The organism is Streptomyces sp. PsTaAH-137 (genome assembly GCF_003259365.1).
Classification (GTDB): domain Bacteria; phylum Actinomycetota; class Actinomycetes; order Streptomycetales; family Streptomycetaceae; genus Streptomyces.
Window position 1 is genome coordinate 253,576 of record NZ_QLLY01000004.1, and the last position, 15,185, is coordinate 268,760.

The window sequence follows — 15,185 nt, forward strand, 5'->3', positions numbered from 1 at the left end:
CGGGGTGCCCTTTCGTCTGTCCCGTCCCGTACAACCCTCGCGGCTGACCCCGTGCCGAACCCACCACCGCGACCGGGCCCGCGCCCCTGGGTCGTTTTTCGGGTGCGACCCGGTGGCCGCTTCCCGCGCAGTTCCCCGCGCCCCTAGGTCGCACTTCGCCCACCGGTCGGTGGGGCTTCTCGCGCAGTTCCCCGCGCCCCTGAGGCAGGCGCTTCGCGCCGCCTCCCCTTGAGGCTGCGCTCCGCGCGCCTCTCCTGGTGGGGCGGCGGTGGCGCGCCTCCGTTGATGAGATGGCGCACGAAGTGCGCATCTCAGGGGCGCGGGGAACTGCGCGACCAGCCCCCACCGGGCCGCGGTCGACGACGAGACGCAGGTTTTTGGGGGCGCGGGGAACTGCGCGAGAAGCGGCCACCGGGCCGCACCCGAAGAACGACCCAGGGGCGCGGGGAACGTGACGAACGTGGCACCCCGCACCCCTTAACCCCGCCCCCGACGGCAGCCATCATGTGGAGGTTGTGAACTCATGAGGTGAGCGGGGACGTTGCGATGACAGGCACAAGGCGCACCACCATCACGGTCGCCACCACGAGCACCGTCCTCCTCCTCGCCGCCCTGACCGGCTGCAGCGGCGACGACACCGCCGCCGCCTCGACAAGCCACCGCCCCACCACCCTGACCGGCAAGAGCGCCCGTACGGCCGAACTGCCGGTCCCGCGCGGCACCGGATCGCGGACCGCCTCCGATTTCAACGGGGACGGCGCCCCCGACCTCGTACTGGACGATCTCGCGCACGACGGCCTCGGCGACGACGCGGGCATCGGCATCGTGTACGGGAAGAAGAAGCACGGACTGACCCCGGGCGTACGGCAGTTGCTGTCCCCGGCGAAGTACGCGGCGCCGACGAAGGGCCAGATCCCGGCGGCGTTCGCGTCCGAGGCGAGCTGCGATCTGAACGCGGACGGCTTCACCGATCTCGTCGTCTCGACCGACCCGCCCTACGACGGCCAGGGCCGGCCGCCCGTGCCGCTCCAGATCCTCTTCGGCTCGCCCGGCGGGATCGCGGGCAAGGGCGTGAAGGTCGCGATCCCGGCGAAGGCGCGGCTCGGCAACGACTGGCCCGACCAGCCCGTGTGCGGCGACTTCGACGGCGACGGCAAGGCCGACCTCGTGGTGCACGCCAGCAACGGCGGCCTCTCCTTCCTCCCGGGCCCCTTCACCCGTTCCGGCGCCCCGCGCGGCACGGCCCGTCTCGTACCGTCCTCCGGAAACGTTCCTGCCGGGCCCGCCGCCGATGTGAACGGCGACGGCACCGACGACGTCCTGGTCCGTTCCCACGGCGGCGCCGCCCGCTCGGCCGTCGCCCTGGGCGGCCCGAACGGCCCCGCGACGGCCGGTGCCGCGTACCCGGCGGGCACGGACGTGGCGTTCGGCCGCTTCGGCTCGGCCGTCCTGACCGCCGACGGCATCGTCCTCAAGACCGGCCGCACGCTCCCCGTCACCGGCACCGCCCTCGACACCGGCGACCTCGACGGCGACGGCCGTACGGACCTGATCGCGTCCGGCGACGGCAAGATCCGCCTGGTGGCGGGCGGCACGCGCGTGGTGAAGGGCTCCCCGGGCGGGGGCCGGGTGATCGCCGTCGCCGACTACGACGGCGACGGCCGGGACGACCTGGTCGTCCAGCGCACCTCGGACGCGGACCCGGCCAAGGACTCCGTGCTGGTCCTGACGGGCGAGCGCACGGCATCACTCGTCGCGGCGAAGCCCCAGGTCACCTTCTCGACGTCCGAGTTCACCGCCGGTCTGCCCTCTGACTGATATCGGGCCCTTCCGGTTCCCGTTCTCCCAAATTCCTCACAGCTCCCGTACAACCCTTGCACCCCCCAACGAGTCTCCTGTTCGCCGACCGGAAGGTCATGCACGGGACAACTCCCGGCAAACGACAGCCGAACGGCACCTCATCGACGCGGATGTCCGCCAGACATCCCCTTTCCTGCGCAGGAGCCCACCGCATGGCCAAGCACAGACGTACCCCCGCCACCTCCCCCGCCCGCATCCGCCTCGCGACGGCGACGGCGGTCGCGGCCACGCTGACCGGCGGGCTGCTCGCCGCCTCCGCGGGCTCGGCGGGCGCGGCCGACTCCGTCCACCACCCGCAGGCGGACTTCAACGGTGACGGCTACGGCGACCTGGCGGTCTCCGCGGGCGACGCCACGGTGTCCGGGCACAAGGAAGCCGGCCAGATCGTGGCCCTGTACGGGTCGGCGAGCGGCATCACCTCCGCCAAGCGCTCCACGATCAGCCAGAACACGACGGGCGTCCCCGGCACCGCCGAGGCGTACGACCACTTCGGGTGGAGCAGCGCCTACGGCGACTTCAACCACGACGGCTACGACGACCTCGCCGTCGCCGCCTCGTACGAGAAGGTCGGCAACGACGTCGACGGCGGCACCGTCGCCATCGTGTGGGGCTCGCCGAGCGGCCTCACGGGCGGCACCACCATCACCGACCCGGCCGTCTCCTCGCACGACCGCTGGGGCCAGGCCCTGGCCGCCGGCGACTTCAACGGCGACGGCAAGGACGACCTCGCCATCGGCTCGTCCTCGTCCACCCTGTACGTCTACAAGGGCGGCACGACCAAGTCCGCCTCCCTGGGCGGCCACTACACCGTCAAGCCGAACATCATCAGCGGCAGCGGCGCAGGACCCCTCAGCCTGTTCGCGGGCGACGTGAACGGCGACCACAAGACCGACCTCGTCGCCAACGGCTACGAGACCACCAGCGCCGACGGCTGGAACACCAACTACTACCTGCCCGGCACCGCGTCCGGCCTGACCACGAGCGGCGCCAAGCAGCTCAAGCGCGGTGTCATCACCGGCATCGGCGACGTCAACGGCGACGGCTTCGGCGACATCGTCACCGGCCAGGACTGGGACCCGAACACCAAGAACCCCGACGGCAGCACCTCCACCGTCCCCGAGTCCGTCACCGGCGGCCAGGTCCACGTCACCTACGGCTCGGCGTCCGGCCCGGCCGCCGTCACCAACATCACGCAGAACACCGGCAACGTGCCCGGCAGTTCGGAGCGCGGCGACTGGTTCGGCAGCGAGCTCGCCCTCGGCGACATCAACGGCGACTCCTTCGCGGACGTCGTCGTCGGCGCCCCCGGCGAGAACCTCGGCTCCGCCGTCAACACCGGCTCCGTCACCGTCCTGTACGGCTCCGCGAGCGGCCTGAACACCACGTCGGGCACCCAGTTCTTCGCCCAGTCCACGGCCGGCGTGCCCGGCGGCGACGAGCGCGACGACTTCTTCGGCAGCGAGGTGAAGCTCACCGACGCCAACAAGGACGGCAAGTCCGACCTGGTCGTCGGCGCCGTCGGCGAGAACGACTACAACGGCGCGCTCACCTACCTCCCGTCCGACGGCACCAAGATCACCACCACGGGCGCCCGCTCCCTCTCGGCCACCTCGGTCGCCGTGAGCACCTCGGGCTACCCGGAGTTCGGCGCGAACGCGGCCAACTGACCCTCTTCTCGGGCGATCTCACCGGCGCCGGGCCGCACACCGCGGCCCGGCGCCACCCCTTGACCAGCAAAAGGCAGATCCCATGCGCCGACGCACCACCCTCCTCCTCGCCGCGGCCCTGACCGCCTCCGGCGCCCTCGCCCTCCCGGCGTCCCCGGCATCGGCCGCCGCGGCCAAGCTCACCGGTGACTTCAACGGCGACGGCTACCGCGACATCGCCGTGGCCGACCCCTCGGCGACGGTGTCGGGCAAGGACACCGCCGGTGCCGTGACCGTGTTCTACGGCTCCGCGTCCGGCATCAGCGCCGACCGGCGCAAGACGATCACACAAGCCACCACCGGCATCCCGGGCTCCCCGGAGATGGGCGACGGATTCGGCGACAGCCTGGCCACGGCCGACCTGGACCAGGACGGATACACCGACCTGCTCATCGGTGACCCGGGTGAGTCCGTCGGCACCGACATCCACCGCGGCAGCCTCACCGTGGTCTGGGGCGGCGCCTCGGGCCTGGGCTCCGGAGCCACCGTCCAGCCCGCCTACCTGCCCGACGACGGCTGCACCTTCGGCGAGGGTCTCGCGGCCGGCGACACCGACGGAGACGGCAACCCCGATGTCGTCGTCGGCTCCCGCTGCTCCGCCCAGTACTTCTCCGGTCCCTTCACCCGCACCGGTACTCCGGCCGCCACGGACCACGACCATCTGCTGGGCACCACGCACACCGCCGTCGTCGGCAACGTGGACGGCGACGCCGCCGCCGAACGCGTCATGCTGCCCGGCCGCTACAGCAACGATCCCGGCGGCCGCGTCTACCTCGACAACTGGAACGGCGGCAGGTTCAGCCGCACCGAGCTGACCGGCGCCGACGGCACCACCGGCGCCATCACGGACACCAACGGCGACGGCTACGGCGACCTGGTGCTCGGCGACTACGACGATCCGAGCAGCGACAAGCCCGGCGGGCACCGCGGCGGCCAGATCTCCGTCTGGTTCGGCGGGCCCACCGGCATCGACCCGGCCCAGACGCCCGTGCTGATCGACCAGGACACCGCGGGCGTACCCGGATCCGGCGAGAAGGGAGACCAGTTCGGCTACTCCCTGGCCGTCGGCGACACCAACAAGGACGGCTACGGCGACATCGCCGTCGGCACCCCCGGCGAAGCCATCGGCAGCGAAGGCAACGCCGGCGCCGTCACGGTGCTGCTCGGTTCCGCCCACGGACCGACCGGCACCGGCGCCCGCGCCCTGAACGAGGACACCGACGGCATCTCCGGAGCGGCCGAGGACGGCGACGCGTTCGGCTCCGCGGTGAGCCTGAGCGACAACAACGGCGACGGCAAGGCGGACCTCACGGTCGGCATCCCGTCGGAGAACTCCTCGGGCTGCACCTGGAACGCCCACGGCACCTCCGTCACCGGCTCCTTCTACATCTGCGCCCCCGCGCTCGGTCTCACCGGCGGCTACACCGGGGTCGGCACGGTGCTGGCCCCTTAAGGGCCCGTCGGCGGGCACCCCGTAGGGGATGTCACAGCTCAGCCGCAATGCCGGGCCCGATCCCCCGGGCCCGGCATCGACCCCGGCGAAACCAGGTACGTTCGACTACGTGGCTGGATTCAGGAACGGACGCGGCCGGGACAACCGCGAAGCGCCCCAAGGCCCCCCGCAGTACTACGGCGGCGGCGGTGGTCAGCAGCAGTGGCCCCAGGGCAACAACGGCGGCGGGGGCGGACACGGCGAGCCGGAGTACTTCGGCGACCCGCGGCAGGCGCCCCGCCCGCAGCAGGGCGGCGGCTACGACCCGTACGCGGCCAACAACCCGGGCCACACCCAGGCGTTCTCGGTGAACCCGGACGAGGACCCGTACGGCCAGGGCTCCACCTACCAGGCGGGCGCGGCCCCGGCCGGCCCCATCGGCCCCCGCCTGCACTGGAAGGACCTCCTCACCGGAGTCGTCTTCCGCCCCGCGCCGACCTACCTCCAGATGCGCGACTACGCGATGTGGGCCCCGGCGCTCATCGTCACGTTCCTCTACGGCCTGATCGCCATCTTCGGCTTCGACGGCGCCCGCGAGGACGTGATCAACGCCACGCTCTCGTCGGCGATCCCCTACGTCCTCACCACGGGCGTCGCGGTCACGATCTCCTTCTTCGTCCTCGGCGTGGTCACCCACACCCTGGCCCGCCAGCTCGGCGGCGACGGCGCCTGGCAGCCCACGGTCGGCCTGTCCATGCTGATCGCCTGCCTCACGGACACCCCGCGCCTGCTGGTCGGCATGTTCCTCGGCGGCGACGAGATGTTCGTCCAGCTCCTCGGCTGGGCGACCTGGATCGCGGCGGGCGCCCTGCTCACCACGATGGTCTCCAAGTCCCACGACCTCCCCTGGCCCAAGGCCCTCGCGGCCTCGGCGATCCAGCTGGTGGCCCTGCTCTCGATCATCAAGCTGGGCACGTTCTAGCCACGCCGTACGCAGGTGAAGGGGCCCGGCACCGTCGAACGGTGCCGGGCCCCTTTCACGTACACGGGAGACGGCCTCAGGCGTCGAGCACCTGCCCGGCACGCTTCACGACGGGGGGTTCAACACTCCACGGGAAGTTGATCCAGTCATCGGTCCGCTTCCACACGTACTCGCACTTCACGAGCGAGTGCGACTTCTCATAGACGACGGCGGACCGCACCTCGGCCACGGTGTCCAGGCAGAAGTCGTACACCAGCTTGAGCGTCTTGCCGGTGTCGGCGACGTCGTCGGTGATCAGGACCTTCTTGTTGGAGAAGTCGATGGCGTTCGGCACCGGAGCCAGCATGACCGGCATCTCCAGCGTCTCGCCCACGCCGGTGTAGAACTCGACGTTGACGAGGTTCAGGTTCTTGACGTCCAGCGCGTACCCGAGGCCACCGGCGACGAAGACGCCGCCGCGCGCGATGCTCAGGATGATGTCGGGCTCGTACCCGTCGTCGGCGATGGTCTGCGCGAGCTCGCGGATCGCGACCCCGAACTTCTCGTACGTAAGGTTCTCGCGCACGGGGGCCGTACCGCTGCTGTCACTCATGTCGCTGCCGCTCACACCTGGGTCCGATGGAAATTGAGGAAGGAACGCGAGGCGGTCGGCCCGCGCTGTCCCTGGTAACGCGAACCGTAGCGCTCGCTCCCGTACGGGAACTCGGCGGGTGACGACAGGCGGAACAGGCACAGCTGCCCGATCTTCATCCCCGGCCACAGCTTGATCGGCAGCGTGGCGAGGTTCGACAGCTCCAGCGTGACGTGACCGCTGAAGCCCGGGTCGATGAAACCGGCGGTGGAGTGCGTGACCAGCCCGAGGCGGCCGAGCGAGCTCTTGCCCTCGAGGCGCGAGGCGATGTCCTCGGGCAGCGAGATGACCTCGTACGTGGACGCCAGCACGAACTCACCCGGGTGCAGGATGAACGGCTCGTCGCCCTCCGGCTCCACCAGCCGGGTCAGGTCGGCCTGCTCGACGCTCGGGTCGATGTGCGGGTACTTGTGGTTCTCGAACACCCGGAAGTAGCGGTCGAGCCGCACATCGATGCTCGACGGCTGAACCATCGATTCGTCGTAGGGATCGATCCGTACCCGTCCGGAGTCGATCTCGGCCCGGATGTCCTTGTCTGAGAGCAGCACGCACCGAGGATACGCAGAGCGCGCGGGCCCGCCACAATCGGCGGGCCCGCGCGCTTTGACCTGGTCCGTACGACTACCTGCGACTACCCGTGCCGCGATTACCGCTGCTGCGGTCCCACAGGAACGGCGTGCCGCAACCGAGCACACTTCGGACACCGGATGAGCCGGCCCGGACCGAGACGGTCGGCCTGCTGCATCGGGAACGAAGCGGTGCTGAACACGTGCCCTTCGGCACATCGGACGACGGTGCGTTCCAACGAGTCCATCAAGTCCCGGAGTCCCTTCCCCACGAGCCATTGGGCCAGTTTCCTGACCGACGACGGGGTCACATTACGGGATGAAAGGGACGCGGATCCAGGCGGCACTCCGACCTCGGGACACCCCTGAGAAACCCTCGCGCGGTCCGCCCACCGTACGCCTCAACTCCCTTCACCCGCAGTCACATCCACGCCGCACAACGCAGCCGGGCCCCGACGGCTTCAGCGCCCGGGGCCCGGCATGGGGTACAGTGTCCAGCGGTACAAGCCGCTTCAACGGCGGTACTACGCGGGTGTAGTTTAATGGTAGAACATAAGCTTCCCAAGCTTAGAGCGCGAGTTCGATTCTCGTCACCCGCTCCATGGTTCAGAGCAGCATCCAGGGCCCAGGTCATCGACCGGGGCCTTTTTGCTGTCCACTCTCGGCTACTCGTCGCGTGCCAGTTGAGGGGCTGTGAATGCACGAGGCCATGCACGCCCTACACGGAAAGGACCGGGCCCTCAAGGCTTCCAGGCGTTATCCACCTGGAAGGACACAACCGTGCCGCCGAAGCGGCTAGGACCCGCGCTCCATGAGTCCGACAGTTCGTCGACCAAGCGCAGACCCCGTCCGTGCGCGTCAGTGGCATCGGGATCGCACAGGTGCACATCGGCAGGAAGTCCGGGGTTGTGCACCTCGACGTGCAGGGCCTCACCCATTCGCCGCCACTCGACCCTCACGCGCCACGACTCCTCAGCTTCCCCGTAGAGGATGGCGTTGGTCACCAGCTCGGAGAGCATCAGTACGCAGTCGTCGACCGAGCACACCAGGTCGTAGGTGTCAGTGAACTTCCGAAACCACCGCCGAGCCCGGGACACGGACTCGGGCACCGGATAGAGGGTCATGCCTCCCATCGGAGGCAGCATCGCCGCACCAGGCCCATCATGAGCATCCGCCATGAACGCCTACTCCTTACCGGTGCCGTCACAGTCGAGACAGCGCCGCTTGGATGTGGAGTGGGCGCGAGCATCGGCGACGGAGGCCGCCAGGCCCGAGCGGGAGCCAACACGCTTCCACCCGCGACCCCGGCATCCACGGCACACCACGTCGTGCGATGACCGCCGTAACTCCCCATGCTCCCAGCTCACGCCATGCCCCTTCCGACTAAGTGGCCTTAGCCACTTACTGGATAGTGGCATTAGCCACTCAGAGCCACAAGCGGTTCACCGAGAGAAGCTCGACTTTCTAGGCGATCGGGTAACCCTGCTCGAACGCCCAACGCCCGGGCGGGTACGTGGCCTCAGCGAACTCGATGGGACGGTCTTGCAGGTCATAGACCACGTGATGAACGATCAAGACTGCCGCACCAGCGGCAAGTTCCAGGTCCGACGCCTCGTCCTCCGTAGCCAACCGGGCGCACATCCGATCCTCGGCATAGCTGCCCTGGCGACCAGTCATGTTCTCGACGTACATGAGCGTGCCCTCCTGAATCCGGTCAGGATCACGGAGCTTGGGCGCGCGCTCGCCGATGTCGGCACCGAACCATGACGTCGAGATCGTGATGGGCCCGGTGTCGTTCTTCGTCACTCGGCGACGGTGCACAGCGCGGGCTCCAGGCGCCAGGCTCAGCGCCTCCGCCACATGTGCAGGCGCCTCCAACCAGCCGGCCGAGGTGATGACCGCGTACTCACCGGGCGTGTAGATCTTGCCGGTCTGCTTCGCGCGCCCGTAGAGCTCCCGAGCACGCCGATTCACGGCGAGGCTACGGACGTAGGTGCCTGACCCCTGCCTCTTCTCCACCAGCCCCTGATGACTCAGCGCTTCCAGCGACCGCGCGGCAGTTGGCCGTGAGACCTTCCAGTCGGCGGCCAGTTGGCGCTCCGACGGAACCTCGTCGCCAGGCCTCAAGTCGCCCCGCAAGATCTGATCGCGGATGTGGTGCGCGATCTGGAGGTACTTGGGCTGGGTCTCTTCGATCTGCGGCATCAGATCCCCTTCCCTAAGTGGCTATGACCAGTAGCCACTATAGGGTGAGTGGCTAGCACCCAAACCCGTACGCTGCCCGGGTGACGCGCTTGATCGTGGCAGCAGGAGGAGGGGGCGACGCCGTCGCCGCCGCAATGCTCGACCGGGCCCTCTACGGAGGCTCCGGAGGTCCGGCGACGATCCTCACGTATGCGTGGGATCGCCTGCTGATCGATCCGGTGCCGGGCCCGCGAGGACCGGCCGACTTCACCGGCCTCCGCCCTCTGACCCGAAGCGTGTCGTCAGTGCCGGGCGACGCAAAGCCAGTGGCACCCTCAGGGTCGACACTCCCCCGACTGGCGGCTGAACTCCCCAACACCCTTGCGCTGATCGATCCTCGCCACGGCGTCGAGGGCATCACGCATCAGCTCGAAGAGCTGCTTACCCACCTGAAGCCGGAGTCCATCGACCTCCTGGACGTCGGTGGCGACATCCTCGCCAAGGGCGACGAACCCACACTCCGCAGCCCGCTCGCCGACGCCTTGACGCTGGCCGCGTGCTGCCAAGTCGAAGCATCGGTAAGACTCTTGGTCGCCGGACCGGGGCTGGACGGGGAGATCCCTGCCGAGGCTCTGCACGACCGCGTGGGCCCGGCAGCTCTGAAGCTCACGACTAAGCACGTCGAGCCGATCGGCTCCGTACTGGAATGGCACCCCTCCGAGGCAACGGCGATGCTGGCCGCCACAGCCCGAGGCATCCGCGGCCTCTGCGAAGTCAGGGACGCCGGCCTACCGGTCCCGCTCACTGAGGAGAGCCCCGTCGTCCACGAAGCGGACCTGGACGACACGTTGCAGCGCAACGAACTCGCCCGCGCCATCCTGGACACAAGGAGTCTGGACGAGGCGGAGCAGCACAGCCGGGAAATCTGCGGTTACTCGGAGATCGACTACGAGCGCAACAAGGCCAGCTGGCTCACCACCCAGCCGGAACAGAAGCTCGACCCTGCAGACACACTCCGCCAACTCGACCAGTTCGAAGCGGATGCCCGCGGCCGCGGCATCACCCACACAACATTCCGCAGGATCACCGAAGCCCTCGGCCTCCACGGGGCCCAACGCCAGCGCCTGAGAGCCCTACTGCTCAGCAGCCGCCCGAAGCAGTACCAAGCACCGCTCTGGCACATCCCTGCGGACGCCTGAGTAACAACTTTCTCTACTGGTTCAAGCACCCGGCTGCGCTCCGCTCCGCCGGGCGGGCTTCCCGGCTCCGCTCGGGGCTGCGCTCATGCCTTCGGCCCGCGCTGCCCCGGCTGCGCCGACGCCCGCCCACAGTGGATAGGCCCGGAGAGCATAAGTCGAGCCCGGCACGTTCGCGGCCCGCGGTCACAGACGATGCCTCCGGCGGGGGATCGGCCGGCACCGGGGGGAGGGGGCGCCGTTCCCGGCCGCGGGCACATCGTGGTGAGCGTGGGGGGGGGCTCCCATCCCGTCCACCGTCGACCCAGGCAGAGCCGAGCAGACGCAGCCCATGGCGTCCAGGTCGTTCGTACAGTGGCGCGCTCTACCTGGACGCCATGAACCACGCCCGCTCCACAGTGTGTGGGTCGACGGCGGACGGGATGGGAGCAGAGGTTGAGATGTGTATCCGGGCGGATTGCCGACCAGCAGCACGCACCCGACCCGCTCCACTGAGCCAGAGGGAGCTATCGCGCACGCACTTGGAGAACGGGCTTCCTACTAAGTGCCCAGAAGGAGATCTAGCGACGCAGCCACCTGTTTGCCGTCATCTCGCTTCATCAGCCCCAGCGTGAGGTTCGGCAGTCCAATGCGACCTGCAAGATCTTGCGTCTGTTGCCGAACGTACGGATAAACGACCATCGTCGCAACCTCATTCCCGAAGGCGCTGAGAACAGCCTCTCCAGCTGCGGCACCCTCAGAAATTGAAAACCGAGCCACCATTACGACCTTCAATTCAGCGACGGTCTCTTGCTCGCCGGTCACCATCTCACTAGTCATAGTGAACCGATAGTCGACTCGATCATCACCAGGTGACATCTCCGAGCCGAGGGAGACATTGACAATCACCGGATTCGAACTCGAATGCCGAACCGCGTGGCACTCTTGAGTATTCACCTGCACCAGATCGCACCTTTCGATCAAATCGAGAAGGTCACGCCTCTGCACACTCTCTTCTGCGGACACTAGACGACCTCCGGCCGCTCAAGAGGTCGAAATCCATCCGGCAGCGGCTCTTTGTCCACTACATGAATTCGCCCCTCGAAGGTGTACTCCGGACGCCTAGATCCAACCGGCTGAATAGCCATTTCGACAAGCAAGTCTTGGCCGGAATCATTCCCGCGGAGGACATGAATCGACTCGACCTGTCTCGAATCAGCCCTGCTCACAGCCTCGCCGGCCTGCTTCGCACCTGAGAGCTCCATGGGCGCCGGACGAACATCGCGGTCTTCCAGCGCGGCACGCCGAGGCTCCCCCGCCTCGACCAAGCGCACCTCCAGCTCGTACCCCAAAGCGTGAAGATAGTCAGACAGGGTCTTGATGCGCAGATTGCCATCGCCACGCAGAGTTTGATTCACGGCAGACTTGCGAACCTTTAGAGCCGCGGCAAGCGCGCTCTGCGTCAAGCCGGACGCTTCCAGAGCCAAGTTCAGCTTGCGCAGGATTTCGAACCGGAGGCGCGCCGACGCCAAGTGTCGAGCGCCACGATCCGACTTGGCCATTCGCTCATATAGCGTCATGATGCCAAATCTTCCCTTCGGATCCGTAATGCCCAGTTGATTTCTTTCAGCGGCGTCCTCAGTTGCCGCTTCAGGAATCCATGAGTCACTCTCAAGGCGGCCGATGGACTCCCCTCAAGCCTGAAGAACGGGACGCGATCCCGTCCCGCCTTGAACTCCCACAGCGTGTTAGCTCGCAACTCATTGAGCTCTCGAGGCACCTCAAGAGTTCCCCGCCTCGCGTATGCCTCGAATCGCATGAGGATATTAGCCAACCGCTCTTGATCGGACTCCTTTTTCGAAGACAACAAAGCGTTCAAGTACTCGTCCAGGTGACTGCGTCCGTCATCAGACCGGGCAGCCTCGATCATGTGACAGGCTCCCCGCTCATACACGATCCGGCTACAGTCAGGACAGCGCTGCAAAGACGGTTCAGTCAAGACTGTACCCCCCAGAGCCTCAACATAAAGACATAGTTCATGATCAAATGTCCGCTTTGATCACTCGTCTGCGCCACACGCCACACGCGCCCCGCCTCACCCCCCAGCCCAGTGGCGGCTGGCACGACTGTAGAGCCAAGGCCTGCCTTACGACTACAAGGCCGTAAAAGCCTCAACGCAGATTCACCTGAACGAGGGCACCGCCCCTAAAGCCGCAGCAGCTGTACCCCGACAGCGACGAAGCTCTCACCGATAAAGGGATCACCGTCGCTGCCCTGGCCGCACGACACGGCTTGGGGCGTTACGAGATCATGGATTAGCGGCGCGTCTGAGTAGCCAGGCCACTGCGTCGAAGTGAGATCGCCAACTTGGCAAGCACTCCCCCGTGCCACAACCGCGCCAGCACGAAAGAGGAGCCACGGGGAACGACGGGCGCGGGCAGGGCGGCGTGCACCCCCGCGTCCACCAGAGCGCCTCGTCCACAGGTCAGCGACCAAGTCGCTCAACCTCGCCCCCTAAAACGGTGGTCGACAGTCGCCGCGAGCTTTCCGTGCCCACTCGGCCTGACTTGGGCGGCGCACTTGGTGAGGCCATCGGAACTCCACTGGCCACCCGAACAGGCACCCCTTCAGAAGTGATTTACGTACTCACGCACCAGCAAGGCTCCCGAGCCGGACGACGGGTTGCACAAAGTAGCTACCGACTAACTTTGCGTAATAGTTTTGCTCATGCACCGAAAAGATCAAGCCAAAGTGTGAAACACCAGGTCAGGCCGGTAGGCCCCCCTCGATCTAGGGGCTGGTTAGACCTCGAATTTGGCTCTCGCAGAAAACGCCGCCGGCGCTAGCACGACCTTGCCCAACCACGGCATTGCGCCTCTCACGCATGATGACTGCAACAAGCAACCCACCTGGCCGCTCAGGCTTCCCGGCGAGTGCGGCAGGTGGGCTGGAACTTCCCTAAGGAGGCTCATCATGAGTTTTTCCCTGTCCCCCCAGGGCCTGTCAAGCCAGGGCCGCCGCCTCTGGGTCATCACGGTCATTGTGATCGTCTCGATCTCGTGGCGGCCGGCGGGCGATCTCGTGAGCGCATGCGCGGCCGCAGCAGGAGTGCTCGGGCTGGCTTCCGCACTGCGCCAGCGGGGAGCGACTCAAGAATGAGGCGCAGGGCCCCGCTCATCGTCTCTGAGCCACCGCAACGGGGGACGCTCGCCGGACCCGATAGCGAAGCTCGTACCGACAGACCGCGACAGGGCCTGGCGGCCGTACAGCAGCGAAGTACAGCAACCACAGCAACCGGCCCCATCTGTTAGCGACGCCGACAGGCTGGAGGACAACCGATTTAGCCATCATCAACCGATCCACATAGATCTACGGATCAGGTGTTGTCCCTGGCCTGTAGCTCTGCCTTCCGCCGGCGGGCATAGCCCTCCAGGTCCTGCTTGATGGTCATGACGTCCTCGACGTGGATTCGGATGGGCCCGCAGTGAAGGGCATCGCAGGAGCGGGGGAAGCTGCCGTCGATGAGGGAGACGCCGCTGAGCACGACGCCCGCCACCTCATCGACCGCAGTGCACAGCACCGGATGGAACGAGCAGTCCTCGTAGATGTCGCCCACCTGGATGCCGTTCGGGTTGCCGGGGTCTGGTGTCTCGCTCATGGGGAGCACCGTCTCAGTTTCCGTCTCATTCAGCGACAGTCGGGCCCGTTCAGGAGGGGCCGGAAGCTGGAAGCCGCCCGTCGATCGACCGCACTCGAACGCAGGTGAACGGCCCCGGACGGGGTCACGGGCAGGACCAACAGACTTGGAAAGCATGCAGCTCGATAGCGGACGGCATGAGGGCTGAGGAGCGCTGTGCGGGGACGTATGACAGCCTCAGCAGCCGAGGACGCTCGGGCTGGTGGGCGTCAGCAGGTGGGTGGCTTGTCGAGGCTGGAGCCGTGTTGGACGACGTCCTTGGCAACGTCGTGCAATGAGCGGTTGTAGGTGAAGGCGTAGGCACGCAGGCGTATGAGTGCCTGGTCGATGGAGAGGTTGAGGCGGACGGTGAGGGCGCCGGTTGCCTGGTGGATGACAGCACGGTGCAGGGAGATCGGCTGGTCGGCCCGCATGTCGTGGATGCCTTGGGGTGTGGTGACGATGGTGACGGCTCCTTCGGCGAGGGCGAAGAGCGCCTGTATCTGGGGGCGGGTGAGGGTGCCCGGGGAGTTGCGGTGGCCGGTCAGGACTCCGAGGCGGATGGCGCCCAGCGTCAGCGGTAGGGCGAAGACGGCTCGTGGGTGATGTCGACCGATGGCCTGGAGGAAGGCGGGCCACCGGCTTTCGGGAACGGTGTGCAGGTCCGGCACGAGGACGGGTTCGCCGGTGCGGGCCGCGTCCAGTGTGGGGCCCTGGCCGAGGGTGAACTGGAGGTCCTCGAAGGAGATCTCGGCGTGGTGTTCGGGGTCGTACCAGATCAGTTCGAGGCCGGAGTGGTCGAGCAGGCACAGGGTGAGGCTGTCCAGTTCGAGTGCCTGTGCGCAGGCGGCAGGTGAAAGCGCGGCCAAGCCCCGGTCGGCGAGAATGGCTTGGGCCAGGAGGCCGGGGATGTCCAGGGCGTCTGCGGTCACCGGGCACTTCCTAGGTTGGATGCGGTGAGGCAAACCGCAGG

At 67.5% G+C, this 15,185-nt stretch carries 14 protein-coding genes and 1 tRNA gene; 7 read left to right on the forward strand and 8 right to left on the reverse strand.

Annotation, left to right across the window (positions count from 1 at the left end; genetic code table 11):
• The first annotated feature begins 546 nt into the window (after window positions 1-546).
• The 4 genes from K377_RS10210 to K377_RS10225 all read left to right on the forward strand — a co-directional run bounded on the left by K377_RS10210 (window position 547) and on the right by K377_RS10225 (window position 5,980).
• Window positions 547-1,818 (forward strand): VCBS repeat-containing protein, encoded by a 1,272-nt coding sequence (locus K377_RS10210; RefSeq protein WP_111662904.1) that lies wholly within the window; start codon window positions 547-549, stop codon window positions 1,816-1,818.
• Between the two features lie 194 nt (window positions 1,819-2,012).
• Complete coding sequence (locus tag K377_RS10215) at window positions 2,013-3,527, forward strand: VCBS repeat-containing protein (RefSeq protein ID WP_111662905.1); 1,515 nt, start codon at window positions 2,013-2,015, stop codon at window positions 3,525-3,527.
• Window positions 3,528-3,609: 82 nt separating this feature from the next.
• Window positions 3,610-5,019, forward strand: coding sequence for an FG-GAP and VCBS repeat-containing protein (locus tag K377_RS10220; RefSeq protein WP_111662906.1), 1,410 nt, complete (start codon window positions 3,610-3,612; stop codon window positions 5,017-5,019).
• A 28-nt stretch (window positions 5,020-5,047) separates the two neighbouring features.
• The gene (locus tag K377_RS10225) at window positions 5,048-5,980 is read left to right on the forward strand and encodes a Yip1 family protein (protein WP_111662907.1); all 933 of its coding nucleotides are present in this window, start codon (window positions 5,048-5,050) and stop codon (window positions 5,978-5,980) included.
• Window positions 5,981-6,056: 76 nt separating this feature from the next.
• Here the strand turns inward: K377_RS10225 and K377_RS10230 are convergent, their stop codons facing one another.
• Window positions 6,057-6,572 carry a phosphoribosyltransferase gene (locus K377_RS10230; RefSeq protein ID WP_111663209.1) on the reverse strand — a complete coding sequence of 172 codons (516 nt, stop codon included), beginning with the start codon at window positions 6,570-6,572 and terminating at the stop codon, window positions 6,057-6,059.
• Window positions 6,573-6,583: 11 nt separating this feature from the next.
• On the reverse strand, window positions 6,584-7,159 hold the full coding sequence (gene dcd, locus K377_RS10235; protein ID WP_111662908.1) for a dCTP deaminase: 576 nt from the start codon (window positions 7,157-7,159) through the stop codon (window positions 6,584-6,586).
• A 546-nt stretch (window positions 7,160-7,705) separates the two neighbouring features.
• On the opposite strand from dcd, the gene K377_RS10245 reads away from it, so the two are divergent.
• Window positions 7,706-7,779 (forward strand) — tRNA-Gly (locus K377_RS10245).
• Window positions 7,780-7,917: 138 nt separating this feature from the next.
• Here the strand turns inward: K377_RS10245 and K377_RS10250 are convergent.
• Window positions 7,918-8,301, reverse strand: coding sequence for an ATP-binding protein (locus K377_RS10250; protein WP_237551464.1), 384 nt, complete (start codon window positions 8,299-8,301; stop codon window positions 7,918-7,920).
• Window positions 8,302-8,641: 340 nt separating this feature from the next.
• Window positions 8,642-9,382: a GntR family transcriptional regulator gene (locus tag K377_RS10255; protein WP_111662911.1), complete on the reverse strand. Its 741-nt coding sequence runs from the start codon at window positions 9,380-9,382 to the stop codon at window positions 8,642-8,644.
• A gap of 80 nt (window positions 9,383-9,462) precedes the next feature.
• Here K377_RS10255 and K377_RS10260 point away from each other — a divergent pair, with 80 nt between their 5' ends.
• Entirely contained in the window at window positions 9,463-10,560 is a 1,098-nt protein-coding gene (locus tag K377_RS10260) for a DUF1152 domain-containing protein (RefSeq protein ID WP_258395008.1), read from the forward strand.
• 537 nt (window positions 10,561-11,097) lie between these two features.
• Here the strand turns inward: K377_RS10260 and K377_RS41330 are convergent.
• Both K377_RS41330 and K377_RS10265 read right to left on the reverse strand, forming a co-directional pair.
• Window positions 11,098-11,562, reverse strand: coding sequence for a hypothetical protein (locus K377_RS41330; protein ID WP_146614712.1), 465 nt, complete (start codon window positions 11,560-11,562; stop codon window positions 11,098-11,100).
• On the reverse strand, window positions 11,562-12,116 hold the full coding sequence (locus tag K377_RS10265; protein ID WP_111662912.1) for a helix-turn-helix domain-containing protein: 555 nt from the start codon (window positions 12,114-12,116) through the stop codon (window positions 11,562-11,564). Before K377_RS10265 ends, K377_RS41330 begins: the two co-directional genes overlap by 1 nt.
• A 1,393-nt stretch (window positions 12,117-13,509) precedes the next feature.
• Between K377_RS10265 and K377_RS41335 the strand changes: the two genes are divergently transcribed.
• The gene (locus tag K377_RS41335) at window positions 13,510-13,695 is read left to right on the forward strand and encodes a hypothetical protein (RefSeq protein ID WP_146614713.1); all 186 of its coding nucleotides are present in this window, start codon (window positions 13,510-13,512) and stop codon (window positions 13,693-13,695) included.
• Window positions 13,696-13,912: 217 nt separating this feature from the next.
• Here the strand turns inward: K377_RS41335 and K377_RS10275 are convergent, their stop codons facing one another.
• Both K377_RS10275 and K377_RS10280 read right to left on the reverse strand, forming a co-directional pair.
• Window positions 13,913-14,194, reverse strand: a complete 282-nt coding sequence (locus tag K377_RS10275) for a hypothetical protein (protein ID WP_111663211.1) — start codon at window positions 14,192-14,194, stop codon at window positions 13,913-13,915.
• A 248-nt stretch (window positions 14,195-14,442) separates the two neighbouring features.
• Window positions 14,443-15,144 carry a GAF and ANTAR domain-containing protein gene (locus K377_RS10280; protein WP_161195026.1) on the reverse strand — a complete coding sequence of 234 codons (702 nt, stop codon included), beginning with the start codon at window positions 15,142-15,144 and terminating at the stop codon, window positions 14,443-14,445.
• Window positions 15,145-15,185: the final 41 nt, after the last annotated feature.

Excerpts from the sequence above, each read along its gene's own strand:
- K377_RS10225 (WP_111662907.1), top strand. The coding sequence starts at position 5,048 with ATGTCACAGCTCAGCCGCAATGCCGGGCCCGATCCCCCGGGCCCGGCA.
- K377_RS10255 (WP_111662911.1), bottom strand. The coding sequence starts at position 9,382 with ATGCCGCAGATCGAAGAGACCCAGCCCAAGTACCTCCAGATCGCGCAC.
- K377_RS10210 (WP_111662904.1), top strand. The coding sequence starts at position 547 with ATGACAGGCACAAGGCGCACCACCATCACGGTCGCCACCACGAGCACC.
- K377_RS10220 (WP_111662906.1), top strand. The coding sequence starts at position 3,610 with ATGCGCCGACGCACCACCCTCCTCCTCGCCGCGGCCCTGACCGCCTCC.
- K377_RS10230 (WP_111663209.1), bottom strand. The coding sequence starts at position 6,572 with ATGAGTGACAGCAGCGGTACGGCCCCCGTGCGCGAGAACCTTACGTAC.
- K377_RS10265 (WP_111662912.1), bottom strand. The coding sequence starts at position 12,116 with ATGACGCTATATGAGCGAATGGCCAAGTCGGATCGTGGCGCTCGACAC.
- K377_RS10250 (WP_237551464.1), bottom strand. The coding sequence starts at position 8,301 with ATGACCCTCTATCCGGTGCCCGAGTCCGTGTCCCGGGCTCGGCGGTGG.
- K377_RS10275 (WP_111663211.1), bottom strand. The coding sequence starts at position 14,194 with ATGAGCGAGACACCAGACCCCGGCAACCCGAACGGCATCCAGGTGGGC.
- K377_RS10215 (WP_111662905.1), top strand. The coding sequence starts at position 2,013 with ATGGCCAAGCACAGACGTACCCCCGCCACCTCCCCCGCCCGCATCCGC.
- K377_RS41335 (WP_146614713.1), top strand. The coding sequence starts at position 13,510 with ATGAGTTTTTCCCTGTCCCCCCAGGGCCTGTCAAGCCAGGGCCGCCGC.